Annotated in this window: 15 protein-coding genes; 7 read left to right on the plus strand and 8 right to left on the minus strand. The window is 42.3% G+C overall.

The window, feature by feature from the left end:
- The first annotated feature begins 13 nt into the window (after positions 1–13).
- Genes LY624_RS03745 through LY624_RS03755 form a run of 3 tightly spaced genes read left to right on the plus strand, consistent with a single transcriptional unit; the run spans position 14 to position 3940 of the window.
- On the plus strand, positions 14–1492 hold the full coding sequence (locus tag LY624_RS03745) for a sensor histidine kinase (protein WP_130150802.1): 1479 nt from the start codon (positions 14–16) through the stop codon (positions 1490–1492).
- Positions 1493–1954 (plus strand): response regulator, encoded by a 462-nt coding sequence (locus tag LY624_RS03750; protein WP_130150803.1) that lies wholly within the window; start codon positions 1493–1495, stop codon positions 1952–1954. It begins immediately after the preceding gene.
- Between the two features lie 12 nt (positions 1955–1966).
- Positions 1967–3940 carry a response regulator gene (locus LY624_RS03755; RefSeq protein ID WP_130150804.1) on the plus strand — a complete coding sequence of 658 codons (1974 nt, stop codon included), beginning with the start codon at positions 1967–1969 and terminating at the stop codon, positions 3938–3940.
- Here LY624_RS03755 and LY624_RS03760 read toward each other — a convergent pair.
- Genes LY624_RS03760 through LY624_RS03770 form a run of 3 tightly spaced genes read right to left on the minus strand, consistent with a single transcriptional unit; the run spans position 3921 to position 7632 of the window.
- On the minus strand, positions 3921–4925 hold the full coding sequence (locus LY624_RS03760; protein ID WP_341803889.1) for a LacI family DNA-binding transcriptional regulator: 1005 nt from the start codon (positions 4923–4925) through the stop codon (positions 3921–3923). The two genes, LY624_RS03755 and LY624_RS03760, sit on opposite strands and share 20 nt — an antisense overlap.
- Before the next feature lie 22 nt (positions 4926–4947).
- Positions 4948–6279 (minus strand): glycoside-pentoside-hexuronide (GPH):cation symporter, encoded by a 1332-nt coding sequence (locus LY624_RS03765; RefSeq protein ID WP_237120114.1) that lies wholly within the window; start codon positions 6277–6279, stop codon positions 4948–4950.
- Positions 6280–6303: 24 nt separating this feature from the next.
- Positions 6304–7632 (minus strand): GH1 family beta-glucosidase, encoded by a 1329-nt coding sequence (locus LY624_RS03770; protein ID WP_341803890.1) that lies wholly within the window; start codon positions 7630–7632, stop codon positions 6304–6306.
- Between the two features lie 234 nt (positions 7633–7866).
- Between LY624_RS03770 and LY624_RS03775 the strand changes: the two genes are divergently transcribed.
- The 3 genes from LY624_RS03775 to LY624_RS03785 are packed head-to-tail and all read left to right on the plus strand — an operon-like array spanning position 7867 to position 12667.
- Entirely contained in the window at positions 7867–9126 is a 1260-nt protein-coding gene (locus LY624_RS03775) for a sugar MFS transporter (protein WP_341803891.1), read from the plus strand.
- An 8-nt stretch (positions 9127–9134) separates the two neighbouring features.
- On the plus strand, positions 9135–11651 hold the full coding sequence (locus LY624_RS03780; RefSeq protein ID WP_341803892.1) for a glycoside hydrolase family 3 protein: 2517 nt from the start codon (positions 9135–9137) through the stop codon (positions 11649–11651).
- A complete protein-coding gene (locus tag LY624_RS03785) occupies positions 11642–12667 on the plus strand; it encodes a glycoside hydrolase family 16 protein (protein WP_341803893.1) in 1026 nt (341 codons plus the stop codon). The genes LY624_RS03780 and LY624_RS03785 overlap by 10 nt, the downstream gene beginning before the upstream one ends.
- Before the next feature lie 65 nt (positions 12668–12732).
- Here the strand turns inward: LY624_RS03785 and LY624_RS03790 are convergent, their stop codons facing one another.
- The 4 genes from LY624_RS03790 to LY624_RS03805 all read right to left on the minus strand — a co-directional run bounded on the left by LY624_RS03790 (position 12733) and on the right by LY624_RS03805 (position 19066).
- A complete protein-coding gene (locus LY624_RS03790) occupies positions 12733–13743 on the minus strand; it encodes a cupin-like domain-containing protein (RefSeq protein WP_341803895.1) in 1011 nt (336 codons plus the stop codon).
- Positions 13743–14468 (minus strand): SapC family protein, encoded by a 726-nt coding sequence (locus LY624_RS03795; protein ID WP_341803896.1) that lies wholly within the window; start codon positions 14466–14468, stop codon positions 13743–13745. The genes LY624_RS03790 and LY624_RS03795 overlap by 1 nt, the downstream gene beginning before the upstream one ends.
- 20 nt (positions 14469–14488) lie before the next feature.
- Complete coding sequence (locus LY624_RS03800; protein WP_341803897.1) at positions 14489–16030, minus strand: tryptophan halogenase family protein; 1542 nt, start codon at positions 16028–16030, stop codon at positions 14489–14491.
- A 90-nt stretch (positions 16031–16120) separates the two neighbouring features.
- On the minus strand, positions 16121–19066 hold the full coding sequence (locus LY624_RS03805) for a TonB-dependent receptor (RefSeq protein ID WP_237120107.1): 2946 nt from the start codon (positions 19064–19066) through the stop codon (positions 16121–16123).
- A 296-nt stretch (positions 19067–19362) separates the two neighbouring features.
- On the opposite strand from LY624_RS03805, the gene LY624_RS03810 reads away from it, so the two are divergent.
- Positions 19363–19974 (plus strand): fumarylacetoacetate hydrolase family protein, encoded by a 612-nt coding sequence (locus LY624_RS03810; RefSeq protein WP_341803898.1) that lies wholly within the window; start codon positions 19363–19365, stop codon positions 19972–19974.
- Here the strand turns inward: LY624_RS03810 and LY624_RS03815 are convergent.
- Positions 19925–20839, minus strand: a complete 915-nt coding sequence (locus tag LY624_RS03815; RefSeq protein WP_341803899.1) for an ABC transporter substrate-binding protein — start codon at positions 20837–20839, stop codon at positions 19925–19927. The genes LY624_RS03810 and LY624_RS03815 overlap by 50 nt on opposite strands.
- Between the last annotated feature and the right edge of the window lie 144 nt (positions 20840–20983).

The raw sequence follows: 20983 nt of genomic DNA on the forward strand, positions 1-20983 counted from the left end.
AACTGGGAAAAAAATGCATAAGCAAAAGGGTAAAATAACAGTTAGCTGGGCAGGGTTTATTAGTGTTGTTTTGTGTATCGTTGTGGCGAATGCATTTTTAGCAATTAATAGCATACGCTCTTTAAGCGACACACAAAGTAGTCTTGATAACACAAATTCATTAAACACAGCTATTGAGCAGTTGCACTTGTCTGTTGTACAGGCTGAGTCTGGGCAGCGAGGTTATTTGCTGACAGACCGTGAGGACTATTTAATGCCATACACGGATGCTATGGCTTCCATGCAAGCACAAATTATGCTTGTGAAAAGTTTGCACTCAGAAATACCTGGACAAGCCGATCGTATTGCCCGCCTTATCTATCTTGTAAATGATAAGGTTGCAGTGATGACTAAAACAACCGATCTTGCCTTAGAAAATAAAGACGTGAAAGCGCGTCGTTTATTGCTAACAGACAAAGGGCGCGAATTGTATAAAGATATTCGTACTGCGGTTAATGAAATTCAAATGCGTGAGCTTAACTTTAAAATTGAAACGTTTGCCGCCCTTTCTGAAATTAAAAATGAAGCTAAAATCACCTTTGCTATCACGGCTGTGACCAGCTCTTTGCTGTTAATCGGTATGTTTATTTTAGCGCGAACTAACCTACAGAATGCTGCTAAATATCACTTAGAATTAGAAAAACAAAATGAAAGCTTAGCCGCGAAAGTTGATGAACGTACTCAAGAACTGACGATTTATGCTGATGAGCTTAGCCGCTCTAATAGAGAGCTTGAAGAGTTTGCATTTGTAGCCAGCCATGATTTGCAAGAGCCGCTTCGAAAAATTCAAGCATTTAGTGATCGCCTTGAGAGTATGTTTAAGAATGAACTTGGTGAAAAAGGCATTGATTATATCAGCCGAATGAAAAATGCCGCTCAGCGCATGTCTAACCTTATAAATGATTTACTTGAGTTTTCACGTGTAACTACGCGGGGTAAAGATTTCACTGACACAGACCTAAACAGTATCGTCGATGAAGTGTTGGATGATTTAGAAATCGCGATTAAAGAAGCTGGTGCAGAGGTCAGTGTTATGACGTTGCCGCATATTCAGGCTGACCCAAGCCAAATGCTACAGCTTTTCTTAAATATCTTGTCCAATGCAGTGAAATTTAGACGTGAAGATGTCGCACCGCTTATTAGCATTGATTATGAGCGTATTGAAGAATTTAGTCCGAACCATAATAGTAATGTTGAATGGGAAGTTATCACCATATCAGATAACGGCATTGGCTTTTCGGAAGAATATCTTGAAAAAATATTTGTACCATTTCAGCGGTTACATGGTCGTTCGCAATACAAAGGTACAGGTATCGGCTTGTCTGTGTGTCGCCGCATAGTTGAGCGTCATGGTGGAGAAATTACGGCGAGCAGTCGCGTTGGTGAAGGGGCAACCTTCATTCTTAAACTACCCGTGGAAACATCGCTTTTCACATTACAAGGAGAGGCTTAGATGCCACTTAACAAAGTTAAACCTATTACCATTTTAATGGCTGATGACGATGAGGACGATCGTTTATTAACTCAAGATGCGCTTGCAGAAAGCCGCGTTCTTAATGAGTTATTTTTTGTCGAAGATGGCGTTGAGTTACTTGAATATTTAGAGCGTAAGGGGAAGTTTAGCGATAAGCAGAATTCTCCTCGACCAGGGCTTATTCTGCTTGATTTAAATATGCCGCGTATGGATGGTCGAGAGGCATTAGAAGCGATTAAATCAAACCCAAATTTAAAAGGTATTCCGGTTGTTATTTTAACTACATCAAAGCAAGAAGAAGATATGGTTAAAGGCTACGACTTAGGCGCTGCTTCTTACATCACAAAGCCTGTGACCTTCGATGGTTTGGTTGATTTGATGAAAACACTCGGTAAGTACTGGGTTGAATTTGTTGAATTACCAACCCCTCAAAACGACTAAAAAGGACAACAAATGTTAGATAAGGTAACCCGACTACTCTTAGTTGAAGATGATGAAGATGATTATATTCTTACTTGTGATTACTTAGAGCAATTGGGTTCCCATACATTTGATGTTGAATGGCTTAGCTGCCCTGAAGAAGCTGTTAATGTGTTGAGTGAAAATAAACACGATATTTGTTTATTGGATTATAGACTCGGTGCTTCTGATGGACTTGAAGTACTAAAAAGTGCGGTTGCTAATGGGTTTCGTGGCCCTATCATTATGCTTACAGGCCAATCGGATGACACCTTAGACTCTGCTGCACTTGATGCAGGCGCTGTTGACTACTTAGTTAAGAACGAAATGAGTTCAAGCCGCTTTGCCCGTGCAATTCGTTATGCACTAGCTAGACGGGATGTAGAAGATGAGCGTGTTGAACGTTTGAAAGCTGAAGCTGAAAATCGCTCGAAAGATCGCTTCTTAGCGCATTTAAGTCATGAGTTACGCACGCCTTTATCGTCAATATTAGGTTATACCGAACTGTTGATGCAAAGCGAAAAAAACCAACACGCGCATAATGAACTTGGGGTCATTTACCGAAATGGTAAGCACCTATTGAGCCTACTTAATGATGTACTCGATTTATCGAAAATTGCGGCAGATAAGTTAGAGCTCAACTGCTGTGATGTTAATCTCGATAGCTTAATGGCTGACGTATACACTTTAATGCGAGTGTCAGCTGTAGATAAGGGCTTATCGCTTAGGTTTGAGTCACAACAGGCACTGCCTTTAATTATTAATACTGATGCCACTCGTCTTCGCCAAATCCTCATCAATATCATTAATAATGCGATTAAATTCACTAACCAAGGTGAGATCGTTGTGCGTGCATGGACTGCATGGGTTAATGAGCGCGAGATGCTGTTCTTCAGTATTAAAGATACAGGGCTTGGCATTGCACCCGAAAAGCAGGCACTGATTTTTAAGCCATTCGAACAAATTGCCGATGTTGAATCGCGTGATGTCGGTGGTGCAGGACTAGGCCTTGCTATTTGTTCTGAATTACTTACACGTATGCAAGGTTCAATAGAGCTTGAGTCCACTCAAGGGGTCGGCTCTGAATTTACTTTATCTATTTATCCTGGCAACATTCGTGATGTTGAGCGCCAATTGCTGACGTTTGACTCTAACCCCGACTGCCATCAAAAGTTAACAACACTGTCAACGAGTGGGCGTGTACTTGTCGTAGATGACCTTAAAGATTTGCGTATTTTGGTAGGGCACATGATCGCAAGTACTGGGGCTGATGTTGAATACGCTGAAAATGGCAAACATGCGATTGAAAAGGTTGCTGCAGCAGAACAAGCAGGCAAAGCTTTCGATATTGTATTTATCGACCTACACATGCCTGTTATGGGCGGCAAAGAGGCGACAATTGAGCTTCGTAAAATGGGTTATAAAGAGCCGATTATCGCACTGACAGCTGCGACCATGAAAGGGGTTAAAAGTGAGCTATCAGCGCTTGGTTTTAATGACATGATCGCCAAGCCCGTTGATTCGGGGCTGCTTTATCAGGTGTTGAATCATTATATTTGCGAAGGTAAAACAGAGCCTGTCATTGAGCATGATGACAGTCCGGCGATGACTCAAAAAAGTACCCGTTATTTATTAGTTGAAGATGACACCGATGCAGCGCAAATCACCCAGCTTTTATTAGAAAGCCTTGGGGTGGAAACGGTAATCGCTGCTAGCTGTGAAGCGTGTTTAAATACCCTAAATGAAGACGCTGAGTTTGATAAAGTACTGCTTGATATGCACTTGCCTGATGGTGGTGGTTTAGATTTAGCAAAACAGCTCAAGCAACGCTACCCCAACTTAACCTTGGTTATTGTCAGTGGGGCAGAGCCTGAGCCAGAGAAAATAGAGAAGTTGGACATTGAACAAGTTCTGTTAAAGCCAATTAACCTAGGTTTACTGACAGAGCTTATTGAGGGCAGTGCTTAATTGATTGTCGAGCAACAAGGCTTGGCTCAAACATAGTTTGCAGAGGCTCTGTTTGCTTTTGATATACGTGGTTTAGAACCCAGTTTGCAGCCATTTTCCCCATTTCATTGATTGGATAGTTAATAGTACTTAGAGGCGGATAAATGTGGCGCGTGAAAAATACATTATCATAGCCCATCACTGATAGCTGCTCTGGAAGGGCTAAGCCAAGCTCTCTGGCGCTGGCGATGGCACCCGTCGCCATTTCATCATTGGCACAAATAACGGCACTAAATGACCCCCCCTGTTGATAGATTGTTTTTAATCCCTCAAAGCCACTGGTTTCCATAAAATCACCTTGATAAAGCAGTTGTTCATCAAATGATAAATTAAATTCAGCAAGCGCTTGTTTGTGACCAGCTAGACGATCTTGAGCATCTTTTTTCCAAAGTGGGCCACTAATATAGGCTATATTTTTGTGACCCTGCTCTAGAACATGTTTGGCTGCAAGGTAGCCACCTTTGATGTTATTTAAAATAATACAACGGTCGCTTAATTCTGGAATAAAACGGTTAATGAGCACAAATGGTACACGGCCCTTACTCAGCTTGATTAAGTAATCGTCGCTGACAGCTTCAACATGCAAAATAAGGCCATCACAGTTACGGCTTATTAGGAACTCAATGCCTTGCTGTTCTCGCTCTTCATCACTGTGACCAGCAGCAATGATTACATGTTTACCTTGGTTTCTAAAAATATTCTCAATACCACTCATCATAGGACCGTAAAAGGGACCTTGTAATTCAGAAACAAGTAGACCAACACTGTTTGAACAATTCGACGCTAATGATTGCGCAATAGAGTTTGGTCTATAGCCAAGCTCACTCATTGCCGCAGTGACTTTTTTACGAGTAGCATCACTGACATTCGCATTGTTATTCATTACTCGCGAAACAGTTGCTAAAGACACTCCAGCTAGTTTCGACACCTCGTAAATGGTGGCCATATTATTCCTTTTTAAAACCCAATTATGGATGACGTTTTAATGATAAGTCGGCACTGATTTGCTCAACGGTTTGATTATCAAGAATATACCTTTTCATAATTAAAGCGACAAGCACGCTGCCAATTGCTGGATAAAGCGTAAATGAAACTAAAATGCCTGACAGCGTATGTTCACTAAGCTCTGTATTGGCCTCATAGCCATAAAACGCTAGTAACCAACCGGCTATGGCACCGCCGAGGGCAAGGCCGAGTTTAATAAAAAAGACCACGCTTGCGTAGACAAGCCCTGTTAGTCTCTCGCCGGTTTTCCACTGGCCGTAATCAATCGTGTCGGCCATTTTTGCCCACAGTAGTGGTGTTGCCATTTGCGTGAAAAAACACCATAAAAAGTATACTGCAAAAGCAAGTATCAGTTGTTCGCTTGGTAACCAAAACGCCACACAGCTGATTGCTGCAGAGATATATTGCAAACGAATATAGGCTGTTTTCTTATCAACACGTTTACTTAGCGGGTTTGCACACGCACAACCTAGGATATTACCTATCATACCGATAGTGACAAAATAAGTGACCAGTTCGGCTTCACCAAGCACATATTTTACGTAATAGATTGCCAGAGTTGTACGTAATACCATACTGGTTAACAGCATAAGTGCAGCAAAGCACAATACTTTAAATGGGCCGTTTTGCCAAAGTGTACTCATGCGGTTCTTCCAACTCAACGATGAGCTGTTATGAGCTACAACACGCTCTTTGGTAAAGCGAAAACAAATCAAGAATAAGATGACACCTAAGCCGCTCATTAAGGCCATGGTTAGTTGGTAGCCTGTGGCGTTATCACCTTTTCCTAGCCAATTTACCAACGGCAGGGTACAGGCGCTAACTATTAGGCCGCCCAGCATGCCAAACACAAATCGGTAAGATTGAATCGACACACGCTCTTTAGGGTCGCCACTTAATACTCCGCCTAACGCTGAATAAGGAATATTAATGGCTGTGTAAACCAGCATTAGCAAAGTATAAGTGACAAAGGCGTAAATGACTTTGCCTGACTCTGGTAGGTCTGGCGTAGTGAAGGTGATCATACTGATCACCCCAAACGGTAAAGCGAGCCAAAGTAAATAAGGGCGATAACTTCCCCATTTAGTTCGCGTGGCATCGGTTAATGCGCCCATTAGTGGGTCGGTAATCGCATCAACAATTCTCACCACCAAAAACAAGGTGCCAACAATAGCAGGTGAAATACCAAAGATATCCGTGTAGAAAAAAGTTAAAAATAACATTACTGTTTGAAAGATAATGTTACTTGCTGTATCACCTAATCCGTAGGCTATTTTCTCTTTTGTTGTCAGCATGTGTGTTCTCGATTGTTGTTATTTTTATCGCTGTATGAGCAGCGCACGGTATTGTTTTGCGCTTTCTTTTAAAATGCGTTGTTGGCTTTGGTAATCAATATAAACTAATCCAAAGCGCTTTTCGTAGCCATACGCCCATTCAAAGTTATCCATTAAACTCCACGCAAAGTAGCCTTGAATATCAACACCTTGACGAATTGCATCACAGACTGCATTTAAGTGAGTGTGATAATAATCAACGCGTTCAATGTCGTTCACTTCACCGTTTTCTAAGGTGTCGGCCATGGCTGCGCCATTTTCGGTAATATACATTTTTGGTAAATCATATTGCTGATGCAGTGATACCAAAAGCTCAGTTAAACCTTGTGGGTAAACTTCCCAGCCCATATCGGTAACACGAACATTCGCAAGGCTTGCTTCTTCAAACCAGCCATCAGCAGTATTTTTGTAGTGTATGCGGGTATAATAGTTAACGCCAATAAAGTCGACGGCTTGACTAATAATCGCCATATCGCCAGCAAGAATAGTCGGTTTAACCTCATCAGCCAACTCATCAAATAAAGAAGGGTATGTGCCTTCTAAAACCGCTTTGATATACCACTGGTTATGGTATTGATCGGCAAGTTTTGCGGCTTTTTTATCATCCGCAGTCAAAGGATAAGTTGGGCTGAAGTTTAATACGATACCCGCTTCTGTGTCTGGGCAGTTTTTGCGTAACACTTGCATGGCAAGGCCATGGGCGAGCAGTAAGTGATGCGCTGCTTGTCGGCCTGCTTGTTGTGATTTTATACCTGGTGCATGTACACCCACTTCATAACCTAAGTAGGCACTACAGAAGGGCTCATTCAAGGTCGCAAAGGAATCGACTAAGTGGCCAAGGTGTTGAGTAACAAGTTCGGCATATTCTTGAAATTTATAGGCTGTATCACGATTTAACCAGCCACCATTATCTTCTAGGTATTGAGGTAAATCCCAGTGGTATAGAGTGACGTAAGTTTTAATATTACGTGCTTTTAACGCCGTTAATAACTGAACATAAAATGCCATACCTTGTTTGTTTATCGTGCCATCTTGATTCATGACCCGTGGCCAAGAAATTGATAAACGGTAAGCATCTACGGCTAAGTCAGCAATCATATCGACATCTTGCTGCCAACGTGCAACATGGTCACATGCTACATCGCCATGACTTTGATCGGCAATTGCATCCGGCTTTTCACAAAACGTATCCCAGATACAATCTAGACGCTGGCTGCGTGCGCCTTCAATTTGAAACGACGCAGTCGCAACACCAAAAGTAAATTCAGGTTTGAGTAAAAATGAGTCTGGCAAAAGAGAAATTGATTTATACACAGTTATTAGTCGTCCTTCGCATAGTGTTTGTAAGACAAACCAAAGTACAGAGCTGCAAATGGTGTAAGCGCTTACAATTTTATTGCAAATAAATTGCTATATATGATTTATATGTTATAAATGTAAGCGCTTACATTTTATGTTGCAATAGTTTTTTGCTTTTTTATTCATCATGATTTAGCACTAGAGCTGATGTAACAAACTGAAAAATATAAATAACTAGAGAATAAAATTATGGCCCATGTTTCAACGCCTGTTTCGGGTAACGCGAGTCAAGCGGCAATGCCAAAGCAACATTTTGCATTGGCATCCTTGACCACATTATTTTTTATGTGGGGGTTCATTACTTGTTTAAATGATATTTTGATCCCTTACTTAAAAGGGATGTTTTCGCTGAATTATACGCAAGCCATGCTTATACAGTTTTGCTTTTTTGGTGCGTACTTTGTGATGTCGATCCCTGCTGGCAAGTTGGTCAGTCGCATTGGCTATCAATTTGGCATTGTGGTCGGCTTAGTGGTTGCAGCTATCGGCTGTGCGCTGTTTTACCCTGCTGCGGTTGCCCATGTATACGAATTATTTTTACTGGCTTTGTTTGTACTTGCTTCGGGCATTACTATTTTACAAGTATCTGCAAATCCTTATGTAAGTGTACTTGGCCCGCAAAAAACAGCATCTTCGCGTTTGACTATGACACAAGCATTCAACTCACTAGGTACGACCGTCGCACCGATTTTTGGTGGGTGGTTGATTTTATCTGAGGTAAGCCAAGCCACGGCTGAAGAAGTGAAACTCCCTTATTTAATGTTGTCGTTAAGTTTACTCGTGCTTGCGGTTATCTTTGCGTTTTTAAAACTGCCAAAACTAGGTAAAGAAAGTGACAGTGAAGCGGCACATCAAGATTTAGAAGACTTTGTTGATTTAGGCAGTGTTTGGCGTTATCGCCACCTCATTTTAGGTGCCATCGGTATCTTTGTTTATGTGGGCGCAGAAGTGGCGATTGGTAGCTTTTTGGTGGGCTTTTTGACGTTAGATAATATTGCTGGCCTCGCAGAAAAAGAAGCCGCTCATTACATTAGTTATTATTTCGCAGGTGCCATGGTGGGTCGCTTTATTGGTGCTGCTGTGATGCAGAAGTTTAATGCAGGTAAGGTGTTGGCATGTCATGGCTTGCTTGCAGTAGTACTTGTTGCAATTGCTATGACAGGTGAAGGTAGTCTTGCTATGTGGGCTATTTTATTGGTTGGCTTATGTAACTCGATTATGTTCCCGACGATTTTCAGCCTTGCACTACATGGCCTTGGCAAATACACCTCAAAAGGCTCAGGTATTTTATGTTTAGCGATTGTAGGTGGGGCAATTATCCCATTACTACAAGGTGTGTTAGCCGATTCTGTTGGTGTGCAAATGGCGTTGTTCTTACCTATCGCCTGTTATTTATATATTACTTACTTTGCGCTTGTTGGCTCAAAAGTATCGACTCAGACTTCATAGGTGCAAAAATGAAATTGAAAAAAACATTCACTCTCTGTTCGTTAATGATGGCAAGCGTCAGCATGCTAGGTTGTACTGGGCAAGATAAGGTGACCAACGTGAACACTGAGCAAGAAATTTGGCCAAACATTGAAACGAGTATTGCTGCAAACCCAGAAATGGAAGCCAAAATTGCTAAAATGCTGGCAAATATGACCCTTGAGCAAAAAGTTGCGCAAATGATCCAGCCAGAAATTCGCGATATTACCGTTGAAGATATGCGTAAATATGGCTTTGGTTCCTACCTCAATGGTGGTGGTGCATTCCCAAATAATGATAAACATGCCAGTGCCGCAGACTGGATTGATCTTGCTGAAAAAATGTATCAAGCCTCAATCGATGACTCGCTTGATGGTAGCTCAATCCCGACTATGTGGGGTACCGATGCCGTGCATGGTCACAATAACGTCATTGGTGCGACATTATTTCCACATAACATTGGTTTAGGTGCAACAAACAATCCCGAGTTAATCGAAAAAATTGCAGCCGCTACCGCGCAAGAAGTGATGGTAACCGGCATCGATTGGGTGTTCGCACCAACAGTTGCAGTTGTTCGTGACGACCGTTGGGGTCGAACTTATGAAGGCTACTCTGAAGACCCTGAAATTGTGAAAGCATACTCGGCAGCCATTGTTAAAGGGTTGCAAGGTGCGGTTGATGAAGACTTTTTATCTGATAAGCGCGTGATAAGTACCGTGAAACACTTTTTAGGTGATGGTGGTACTGAAGGCGGTGATGATCAAGGTAATAACACGGCATCTGAGCAAGAGTTATTTGATATTCATGCGCAAGGTTATGTTGGCGGGTTAGGTGCGGGTGCACAAACCGTAATGGCGTCATTCAACAGCTGGAACGGTGAAAAAATTCACGGTAGTAAATACCTACTTACCGACGTACTAAAAGGCAAAATGGGCTTTGATGGTTTTGTTGTTGGTGACTGGAACGGCCACGGTCAAATTCCGGGTTGTACTAATGGCAACTGTGCGCAAGCAGCAAATGCCGGTCTTGATGTGTACATGGTACCGACAGATGCATGGAAACCACTTTACGAAAACCTTATTAAGCAAGTTAAAAGTGGCGAAATTGCACAAAGTCGCATCGATGATGCAGTAACGCGTATCTTACGTGTAAAAATGCGCGCAGGTTTGTTTGATAAGCCAAGCCCTGCTAAGCGTCCGCTTTCAGGTAAAACAGAGATCATTGGTAGTGCAGAACATCGCGCAGTTGCAAAACAAGCAGTCCGTGAATCACTGGTACTACTTAAAAATAAACAACAGTTGTTACCGCTATCAGCAAATGCCAATGTATTAGTTGCCGGTAAAGGCGCTGATAACATCGGTATGCAGTCAGGTGGTTGGACAATCACATGGCAGGGTACAGGTAATGAGAATAGTGACTTCCCGGGTGGTTCTTCAATTTTTGATGGCATCAAAAATACAGTTGAGCAAGCAGGTGGTCAGGTTCAATACAATGTGAATGGCGAATTTGAATCTAAGCCAGATGTCGCGATTGTGGTGTTCGGTGAGCAACCATATGCAGAAGGTAATGGTGATTTAGATAACCTTGAATACCAACGCGGTAATAAAACTGATTTAGCTCTGCTTAAAAAGCTAAAAGATGCCGGCATTCCTGTGGTGTCGCTATTTATTAGTGGCCGCCCAATGTGGGTGAATGCAGAGCTGAATGCCAGTGATGCGTTTGTCGCAACTTGGTTACCAGGCAGTGAAGGTGATGCAATCAGCGATGTTATCTTTAAAAAGCAAGATGGCTCTATCAATCATGACTTTAAAGGTAAGTTATCGTTCTCATGGCCAAATAACCCGGTAGGTAACGAAAACCGTGGTGATAAAGATTACGCGCCACTACTACCTTATGGCTTTGGTTTAACGTATCAAGATAAAAACACGTTAGCGGATGACCTTAGCGAAAAATCACACGTCGCGGCTAAATTAGAAGACTTAGTATTATTTGAACGTGCCGTAAAAGCACCGTGGTCACTGCAACTACAAAGTGGTTCTGCGTTACAAGCCATGACCAGTAGCCGTGCAGCACTTAATGCGGTTAGCGTAAAAACCTTTGATAAAGACGTACAAGAAGATGCGCGCGCAATCAGCTTTAATGGTAAAGAAGCGGCTGCAGTTCGTTTAATGGCGGCGTTCCCATCGGATTTACGTTCATACGTTGAAAAAGCGGGTCAACTGCAAATGCAAATTAAGATAGACCAAGCTGCTGATGCGCCGCTGATGCTGGGAATGCAATGTGGTGAAAACTGTGACGGCCAATTTGATATTAGCAAACACTTTAAAGCAGCAAATGATTGGCAAACGCTAACCGTAGATTTGAGCTGCTTTGCAGAGCAAGGTGTGCAGCTTGGGCAAGTATTCTCGCCTTGGCAATTAGCCACTGAAGGTGCATGGCACGTATCGATTGCTAAACTATCAGTAACGAGTGCGCACATCGAGGATGCAACGCTCTCATGTCAGTAAAATCGTATGCTGTTATTTTGCTAACAGGTGCGCTTGGTGCCTGTCAGCAAACCCCAGCGCCTGTCAAAGCCAGCCTAGGAGAAGGCTGGCAGTTAGTTTGGCAAGACGAATTTTCGCAAAATGATCTCGACCTAACTAAGTGGCAACACGAAGTAAATTGTCGAGGTGGCGGTAATGATGAGCAGCAATGCTATACCGCGCGTAGCGAAAACAGTTTTGTTAAAGATGGCATATTGCATATTGTTGCTCGCCAAGAGCAATACACTGGGCCATTGCATAATAGCGATGAAGTGAGCAGCGATGCTGAGCGAGAAAAACAAGCGACTCAGCCGTTCACTTCAGCACGTTTACGCACTAAAAACTTAGCTGATTGGCGATACGGACGTTTTGAAATTCGCGCTAAATTGCCAGCAGGGCAAGGCGCGTGGCCAGCAATTTGGATGTTACCGACTGATTGGCGTTATGGTCGCTGGGCATCATCAGGCGAAATAGACATCATGGAAGCAGTTAATTTAAAGACTCTCACTGATGACAAAACAACGCCAGCAGGCAGCCTTGAAACGCGCGTACACGGCACCTTGCATTATGGTGGTCCTGCACCTAAAAATGTTTACAGCGGTACGCCGTACCGTTTCAGCGAAGCTAATAACCCAGCTGATAACTTTCATGTGTATGCCCTAGAATGGCAGCAAGATGAAATTCGTTGGTATGTTGATGATGTTCACTATGCGACATTTCGCCACGACCAGTGGTATCCAACATCACAACAACAAGACGGCTCGTTTATAGAAAATACTGGCTTTGCTCCATTTGATCAGCGTTTTCATTTACTTCTTAACTTTGCAGTAGGCGGAAACTGGCCAGCAAATGTGAATGACAAAGGTGTTGATTTTACGGGGTACCCTAAGCAAATGCTGGTGGATTACGTGCGTGTTTTTCAATGTAGTAAAAATAGTGAAACAGGCATTGGCTGCGCAACAACACAACCATCAGCAGTACAAATTAAGGGTAAATAAATTATGAACCAAGAGCCTGCAGATGCTTCGCCGAACTCGTTGCATCCGCTGGCTTTTGGTTCATTCTATCGGTTGAGCTTTTGTAGTAATAGCTGTCTTATTCTTCTGGCCGTTAGTTCGTCGATATCCGCTAATATCCCTTGCGCAGGCTCAGCAACATGGCTTGCTAAATCCACATCATCAGCAAACACATAATGATTAAAGAGTTGCTGCCATTTCTGTTTTTGCTCGTTTGGTAAGTCTTTAATTGCCAGCATACTATGTAGCATGGCATCAAATGGGTTTGCTAAATACTCTGGGGCTTGTCGCCACCAATAGTTCACCAACACATTAAACGGACTGGTTGCGCTAACCTGATGCCACCAAAGCGCTGGAATATAAATAGCATCGCCAGGGCCAAGAGTTGCCGATTGCGCTTTTGCTACAGCCTCATTAAAGCGTGGAAAGCGGCTGAAATCGGGGTTATTAAAATCAACCAAGCTAATTGCTTGCCCAGCGGGTGTAAATTCGAGTGGACCAACGTAAAGATTATTGACCTGATCAGTTGGCAATAGAGTAAACGTACGCTCACCTGCAGCAACACAAGCTAGGTTATCGGCGTTGTCATAGTGAGCCGCAATCTGACTATGATTTCCCACCCAGAGACTGGTTAAGCAGTTATAATCGGTCACTGTTAATGGGTTTTTAAGGCTAAAGCTAGGAGCGCAATACTCCACAGCTGTAGAGCCCATATACAATGAATCACTGTCGGTTTGTGTGAGTGATATTGCTAATTTTTGTAGTACAGAAAGTAGGTTATCGGCGTGCTGTGAAAAATTAAGTCCCGTGAAATCAGCGTTATAAAAATAGCGACCTTGATGAATTGCGTCGCTACTAAAGCTGCGTACTGGGGCGTTATTGGCAAGGCCTAAAAGATAGTCTAGGGCGCTTTTAGAGCTTTGCTTAGCTGCAATGACTTGTGGCCAATCAGCGCAGAGATCTCTTATTACCAGTGGCTCAGTTAGCTCAGCTAAAAACGCTTTTAGATCAGCAATGCTTGCAGCTTGGCATTCTTTTATTGGCGCAGCCGCAAACATTACTGCCTAGCCCATTTTTTATTAAGCAAATGAGGAATTTGCTCCATTGATGCCAGCACCATATAAATAGCCTGCAAGTCTCCTTGCTGTTGTAACTGCTTGAGTTGTTCAGCAGTTAAGTTATTTAGTGCCTGCTGGTTAATGGTATAGAAGCCAGTTACAGTGACTTTTTCACCATTTTTTTGAGCATATTCAATGCTAAACGTTTCGAGTAATTCAACGCTTAGCAAACGTTCAAAAAAGTGATTAATTGTTTGGTGTTCTTGATGTAACGCGTTAAGTACTTGAGCAATATGATTTAAGTAATCGCTATTCCCACCATGTTCAAGGAAAATGGCTTCACCATCGCGTGTGCTTATACGTGGGCTGTCTAAATCAATATGTACCACCAGAGATTGCTCAGGAATACCATTGTTATACTGGGTTTGTTGGCCAATTAAAAATGGCTGGCGCTGCATACTTAGCGGTAAGTAACTCAGTTGCAATTCGCCTTGCTCGTTAAGCAGCAAGTTCTCGCCATTTTCAAAACCAAATAAAGCGAGGGCTTCGAATTGACCTGTTTGCGGGTGCTTACGAAATACGATAGGTTGATTTGCTTGAACTTTAGCAAACTCACTTGGAAATACGGTAGCGCAGCTAATATTGTCGCCCCAGTTAGCACCGCGTGTGGTGATCACTTTTAGGTCTTTATGGCTGATGTTATCAAGTAAGACATGATTGGCCATTGGGCCTCCTAATGCTGAGATTAAATAGGTTGTATACCAAATTGCTGAATATGATTTAACAGCTCGCGGTTAGTGGGTAGTTGTTGTAATCCGCGTTTGGCTTGTTGTTGGTTAGCACTAAAATGCTCAATAATAGCCGTTGGCATTGCAAGTACAGGAAATTGTGGCAATTGCTTCATTCCATAAAGTACATACTGGTAACTGGCTGCAGAGAAGACCTCTTGAGCACGGTCAAAGTCGTTTAACCACGGACTTTGATATTGCCAAAGTGCTAAGTTTTCTTGAAGTTGCAGAGGGATTGAGTTTGCCTCTTTATGGGCTTGCCAATAGGGACTAGTGCGCTTTGACAACACATAATGCAGCTTTAAAAATTCAATGATACGTTGCCAGCGATAATGGCACTGCTCATCAAACCGCTTTGCCAGTGTCGGCATTGCAGCACGATGTGTTGGGAAATTAGCAAGTAAGTTATTCAGGCCAAGCTCCACCATGACTAACGCTGAGGCTTCAAGTGGTTCAATAAAGCCTGCAGACATACCAATAGCTAAACAGTTTTTATACCAAAAACGGCGTCTATAGCCGGGCGTAAAACTAATTTCACGAAATGTCAGTTCATTTTGCACGGTACCAGGCTGGGTTTTTGCAATGTACTGGCTAAGCGCCTGTTTCGCATCTTCGCTGCTGGCAAAACGACTTGAGTACACCATACCTAGACCACGGCGGCTTTGTAAGCCGATATCCCAAATCCAACCGGCATCTTGCGCAGTGGCTTTGGTATAAGAAAGGATCTCTTGCTGCGGGTTTAAATAGGGCACCTGTACGGCAACGGCTCGATCGTTAAATAACACATCGTGTTGCTCAATTAGCTCTATCCCGTAATGTTGATGTAACAGCTTTGCGTGGGTGCCAGAGCAATCAATAAATAAATCACCCGCAATAGTGCCATGATCGCGGGTTTGCAATGAACTAATATAGCCATCTTCATCACTATTGATACATTCAACATGACTGACGATATGCTCAACGTTTAGTTTTGTGGTGCAGTGCTGTTGTAGCAGCATAGCAAACTTACCTGCATCTAAATGATAGCCATAGTTTGCTTCACCTTGATAGGCGCTATGCAAGTGGTTTTTTGGTGCTTTATGGTGATCGCATAAGTAGGTTTGGCTTGCCACCGCGTGGCTGAAACTCACGGCATCTTTGTTGGCAAACCAGTAAGGTGCAATATTTAATTGCTGATATGCCACCGGTAAGCTGAACGGGTGGTAATAATGTGCGTCGCCTTCATCGTCGCACCAGCCATCAAAGCGTGAGCCTTGTTTAAAAGACGCATCACAGCGTTGAATAAATTCACTTTCGCTAATGCCGATGGTTTTTAAGGTTTGTCGCATGGTTGGCCAAGTACCTTCACCGACACCAATGGTGGCAATATCGGGCGACTCAATCAGGGTGATCTGTGCGTTGTGAGTTAAATGGGGCTGGGCAGCAATTAAACCTGCAGACAACCAACCTGCAGTACCACCACCTAAAATGACGACTTTTTTTACTTCTTTGTGTTGCATGTTCAAGGCTACCTCAAATGCTATATAGACAAACTAGCATAATTGTGAAAAAAAAAGCCGCTGTTGAGCGGCTTTTTTGACAACAAAATGCTAAAACGAGTAGCGGAAGCCGATGTTGTAGCGCGCACCGTATTGGTTTGCACGTAACAGCTGCTCAGAGTAACGAACGTAGGTACGCTGCGTTTCATCTGTTAGGTTTAGACCTTCAACAAACACCGTTAGGTTCTCGTTTACTGCATAGTTCACGTTGATATCCCACTGACCATAAGACTCAGTGAAGATTGGTGAAGCATGTTGGTCAAAGCCGGTTAAGAACTCATCACGCCAGTTATAAGAAATACGAGCCGATAAACCGTCTAAATCATAAATAGCAGAGAAGTTAGCTGAATCACTTAAGCCAGGCAGAGCAAATTGATAGCCAATAGCATCTCGGTCTGCTTCAACATCACCAAATACGAAAGTCGCGTTAGCGGCAATACCAAAGCCAGAATCACCAAACATATGTTGCGCTGCTAGTTCCCAGCCCCATAGGTTACCTGTTTCCACATTGGTGTCGCGAGAAACATCAAAGATTGTGAGTGGATCAGTGCCAATGCCTGTAATACCTGTCCCTTGCTCAGTTCCTTGATTTTCATTGATTTTATCGTGAATAGCTTGGTCAGAAGGTGTTACTCCTTCTGCTGCTAAGTCTTCACGGGCTTGATCAGCACGCTCGCCAAGGAATGGGTCACGAATATCTCCCATGGTCTCTTGGGTTGTAATGTTAACAATGAAATTCTCAACTTGTTTACGATAGTAACCTGCAGATAGGTAGCTGCCTTCGCCATAATAATATTCAAGTGATAAATCTATGTTGTCAGCTACGAATGGTTTCAAGTCAGGGTTACCCACAGCCACTTTACGTTGACCTACTTTTGGGTTACCTAAAAATGAGGTTGTTGAACGCAGTGAATCAACCGGAGGGCGAGCGAGTGTTCGGCTATACGAAAAGCGAGCCATTACATCTTCTGTCACTTCAACATTAATATCTAAGTTTGGTAAAAATTCACTGGTGCTGCCTTCACCACTTGCGAAAGCCTGCTCACCAAAGTTATATGACCACTCATTACCATTAACCCAGGTAATACCTGTTGCAGGTTTTTCTAGGCTTTGCGAGCTAACATCTGTTTTTTCATAGCGTAAACCGACCGCCATGGTGACATACATATTGTTAAATTCAGTTTCAAAGTTTGCTTGAGTGTAGAATGATAAGGTTTTTTCGCTTACTCGATGATCATTATCAATCGGCCCTGCTTGTACCATTCCATTTAATTCAGCAGGCCAGCTACATGCGCCAATGCCTCCATCTGGATGGTCACAGTCAATGCTTTGGGCGATGGCAACGATTTCATCAAAATCAGCATCGTAGTAGTAGTTTAATAGCTTATCGTTACCGCCGCCTGAGAAGCCGTCTAATAAACCTGAACTATCAACACGAGTAAACATGTCATCATTGTACCAATCAGCTGAGTTTAACCACCAACCAGCAGCAAGTTGCTCTGAATAAGCTTGTGTGGTTCTAAAGTCAATTTTGGTATGTGAAACACCAAAATTGATACTTGTAAGGGCGCTATTATTTTCGTTTAACCAAGTCCCTTTTAACTGGTACTGATCAAGATCATTTGTGTTCGTATCTTTATTAACCCCAGCAAATAGCGTTCCCATATCACTAGGTAGAAGCTCTGCTTGGCCATTGGTTAATGTCATATCAATTAGTGGAATTTCGCCTTGGCTAAAATCAGCCATTTTTTCATCGATATTAACAGTTGGGTTTTCACACCACGAGCATGAGGTATTACCAATGATCATAAAGGCATCATGACCTAAACCAACCCCCGCTGTTTCTGCCGATGAGTTATGGGCATCAAACTCAATATTTAAAGTGTCGGTTACTTGCCAATCAATATTTAAACCAAGAGATTTATTTTCGTTGGTTGTTGCACCACGGTTTAGGTTTGTTGAGTAATCTCCGCCAAACTCGCTAACCTTAGTATATGTCCCATTTTCGTTAATCGTTGCAGAACTAACATTACCACCGTTGTTAAACCATACACCAAAACTACGGCCGTCTTTTTCAAACTCTAGTTTTGAATAAGTGTAATCAAGGGTTGTCGTTACGCGATCACTCGGCGCGTATTGCAGTACAAGTTGGCCATTGGTACGTTTACGCGAGTTATCAGAGAAAGCGTAACCCGCATTTTGTGGGTACCAAGTTGTACCGTCTGCACGTTGATTGTTGTCTGTTACATTTAAGTTTGGCGAGGTAGAGAGATCGACATTTGGGATCCAGTTATCAACCGCCATTGATTGCTCGCGGTTATCGCGTTCTTGCACTGAACCTGAGATTAAAATACCGAATTTGTCATCATTAAACGTATTACTGTAGATGCCTGATAATTCTGGTGTTACATCATCACCAGTTTCATTCGATGTATCGTGAACGGCTTTTGCACCGATAGAAGCATGTAAACCAGGATTTGAAAGTGGCTTTGCAGTCGTGATATTAACTGTTGCGCCAATGCCGCCACTAGGGATGTCGGCACGCGCCGTTTTATATACTTCAACACCGCTTACACTTTCTGTTGCGATGTCACCAAAATCGAATGAACGTCCGCCCGTTGTTGGCATTTGACGATTGTTTAGGGTCACTAGGTTAAATTCAGGACCAAAACCACGCACGGTAATTTTGCTTCCTTCACCGTTACTTCGGTCGATAGAGACACCGGTGATACGTTGCAGTGACTCGGCTAGGTTCGTGTCGGGGAACTTACCAATGTCTTCTGAAGTGATTGCATCAACAACACCTGCAGATTGACGTTTAATGTCCATTGATTTTACAAGGCTACCGCGGATCCCCGATACTTGTATAACTTCAATATCACTTGCTTTGTCGGATTGTTCTTCGGCGACAGCTGAGTGAGGAACTAGCGCGCTTAAACCCATTGCCACAGACAGGCTAATGGCAAGCTGCTTTCTCTTGAATTGTGTGTGGTTCATGCAAATCTCCAGATTTGGTTTTATTTTTGTGTTTGTTGTCTAATGTAAGCGCTTACATTTTGTTGCAAAAAAAATCGCCGAACCCGATTTTTATAAATGTAACCGCTTACAATAAGTTATTAGAAAGTAAAACAATCGTCAATAAAAATAACTTTTATGAACGCAATTAATATGTATGTTCATGTTATTATAGATATTATTTTAGCTATAATTTTATTGTTGTAGTATGAAATGTATCTATTTTTAGCAATAATTGAAAAGGTTGCTCACCGAAAAGCACAATCTAGGAGACCATTATGCGAGCAGTTAAATTTGTAAATGAGTTAGTCACACCAAGTAAAGTGGTTTGTGTTGGTCGAAATTATGCAGCTCATATCGCAGAACTTAATAATGAAACGCCAACCAGTATGGTGTTATTTATAAAACCCAATAGTGCTTTGTCAGATACGCTTTGTGCTACTCACGGTGCTGAACAGTTACACTACGAGACCGAGTTGTGCTTTTTAGTTAAAGGTAAACAGCTTGCGGGTGTAGGGCTTGGGCTTGACCTAACAAAGCGCCGTTTACAATCAAATTTAAAAGAAAAGGGGTTACCTTGGGAGCGCGCTAAGGCATTTAATGGTGCCGCTCTTTTTAGTGACTTCGTACCATGTAATGATACCAAGCATTATCAGTTTAGTTTACTGATAGATGGTAAGCCTGCTCAGTATGGTGACACACAATTAATGCTTCATAATGCCGAGAAAATCTTATCTGAAATCAGTGAATTTATGGATCTCGAAGACGGCGATATCATTATGACTGGTACACCTGAAGGAGTAGGGGAGGTCGAATCAGGTTCAACTTTCCAAGTGCTGCTTATGGATGAACAGACTGAGGTGTTGTCTCACCAGTGGCAGGCTGTTTGATTGGGTTTAGTATCAAGCGCTCATACTGTGACGAAAAATCTGCAAAGTTTTGCTCTAACCATACTCGTTGACTCTGTTGGTAGCGCTCACTGGGTAATACTTTTGTTTTTAATGCGTGATTGATTTCAGCGAGTACTTTTTCGGCGTAATTATTTGGAGCACTTGTTGAACAGCCAATCGCGCCAAGCATCATACTTTGCTTTGGGTTACCAATGCTTAGCTTTTCTATGTGTTGCTGATTTTTTTGATTGTAATAATCAGCAACAAACGGGTAATCAATTGTGTAATCAATATAACCATGCTGAAGTTGCGTAAGAATCGCGTAATTAGGATGACTACCAGTGCTACTAAGCGCTGCGCTTTCGTATAACTTGGTATTTTTAGCTATTTTTTCAAATTTGCTCCCGAATTTACGCGCGTCGTTTTGACCAAATATAAACCCAGAGTCAGTCAGTAATGAGATCAAAGAAACAGGGTTACCATGAGCTTGGGTTATTTTTTTGGCTTGCTCATGGGTACTAAGTATTGTGAAAGGAGGGTAAACCGTGGTTGGGATTGAATAAGTCGCACGCTTAGTTTTTTGTTCCCGATGAATCATGCAGGAGTAACACGCCATATGACCTTCATCGAGGTACTTTCCTGCTCTTTTTTGTGGTAGTAATACTTTACTGTGATTAATGTTAGGCAGCGCTTCAATAAGCATATCTGTAATTTCATTACATAAACCACCCTGTTGGTTTTTTTCGCTTTTTTCTAGATAAAACGGCTTGCTGTCATTTTCGAGCCAAGTAATTGATAACGTTTCTGAGGCATGAGCTAACGGAGCTAAAAACAAGCTTAAAACAGTATAAAATTTTAACTTCATATGCTTACTCATCGAGAACCCACTCATAATTACTTATGTTAACTATACACTAAAGTATTGAAAATATAATGGGTTGTTAAATAAATTACTGAATAAGTATTGCTTTTTGGGTGTTAATACTTATTCAGTCAGAAGTTTTATAGA

The organism is Pseudoalteromonas sp. N1230-9, from assembly GCF_032716425.1.
GTDB lineage: Bacteria > Pseudomonadota > Gammaproteobacteria > Enterobacterales > Alteromonadaceae > Pseudoalteromonas.